At 65.6% G+C, this 659-nt stretch carries 1 protein-coding gene; it reads right to left on the minus strand.

Annotated features, from left to right (window positions below; genetic code table 11):
- A partial coding sequence (locus FUT88_RS25765) for an alpha-ketoacid dehydrogenase subunit beta (RefSeq protein WP_325205680.1) occupies positions 1 to 659 on the minus strand: 659 nt, incomplete at both ends.

The raw sequence follows: 659 nt of genomic DNA on the forward strand, positions 1-659 counted from the left end.
CGTCTTGGCCACCGAGCGGAGTACCGCCTGGCGGTCGAGCGGCACGATGGTGCGCAGGTCGATCACCTCGACATCGATGCCCTCGGCGGCGAGCTGCTCGGCCGCCAGCAACGACTTCTGCACCATCTGCGAGAGCGTGACGATGGTCACGTCGCGGCCTTCGCGCGCCACGCGCGCCTGCCCGAACGGGATCGTGTAGGCCTCTTCGGGGACCGCGTTCGTGCTGCCCTCGAAGTAGGACATCCACGACAGGCCCATGATGCCCTTGTGGTAGCAGAAGATGACCGGGTTGTCGTCGCGGATGGCCTGCGTCATCAGGCCCTTGGCGTCGTACGCGTTGGACGGTACGACCACCTTCATGCCCGGCATGTGGGCAAAGCTGGCGTACAGGCATTGCGAGTGCTGAGCCGCATCGTTGTAGCCCCCGCCGATGCCGGTCGTGATGACGGCGGGCAGCGCGACACGGCCGCCGGACATGTAGGTGTTCTTCGCCAGGTGGTTGTAGATCTGGTCGAAGCACACCCCGAAGAAATCCACGAACATCAGCTCGGCGATGGGGCGCAACCCTTCCGCTGCTGCGCCGAGTGCCGCGCCGATGAAGGCCGTCTCTGAAATCGGCGTGTCCATGATGCGATCCGGCCCGAAGCGGTCGAGCAACC

This window comes from Ralstonia sp. TCR112, from assembly GCF_007997035.1.
GTDB lineage: Bacteria > Pseudomonadota > Gammaproteobacteria > Burkholderiales > Burkholderiaceae > Ralstonia > Ralstonia edaphi.